1 pseudogene is annotated in these 712 nt (G+C 45.6%); it reads left to right on the forward strand.

Going from position 1 to position 712, the window contains the following annotated elements:
* Positions 1-519 (forward strand): annotated as a pseudogene (locus R7093_RS25475) (hybrid sensor histidine kinase/response regulator); the annotation flags it as partial.
* Positions 520-712: the final 193 nt, after the last annotated feature.

Raw genomic sequence — 712 nt, forward strand, 5'->3', positions numbered from 1 at the left:
CCAGAAGGCTCCGGCTTAGATGTGATGTACATCTTTAATGTCGGTGGTGGAGCTAACGCCGCGCGTATTCATAACCTAGAAACTGCGGTAGAAGTACTCTCAAGTTATGCATTCGATGGTGATAGAGACCAGTTGCAGAAACTCAAAGAGCTTGGCGGAGAGTTTACTCGTTTGGCTGATAAGGCTTTAGGCAACAAAAAAGATAAGCAAGATTTGATGCGTGAAGTGTTGGTCGATGCCATGACGCATGCATTGGACTATTGGGAGTCTGTTACGGGTGAAAGTAAATTTGCGTTTGCCGAACAAAGTGGACTGTGGCGCGTCTACCTCGACCGAAGCACACTGCAAACCCGCACGCTCGATAAATACATGCGTATCGAAACTCTGCCTAAAACACCGCGCTGGAGAACGGTTCTGAGTTCGATTGAGTTTATTCTTGAACACTGTAAAGAACAGAGCCCTGAACGTGCTTACATCGAAGCACAGCGCGATAAATTGCAAAGACTGCTCACTAGCTAAACCTCTCATAAAATACAAGCCTCGCTCAATGCGGGGCTTTTTATACCTATTGTTTTCTACCTATGGGTGGTACGCACTCTCCCCTCTCAAAAAACAAAATGCATGACATGTAAACGGTGAATGTATGCTCCTATGCACTCAACGAACTAGTACGAGCTGACATTTTCACAAACACCATTAATCTTAGCGACGG

The sequence above is a fragment of the Vibrio sp. 1580 genome, assembly GCF_033340055.1.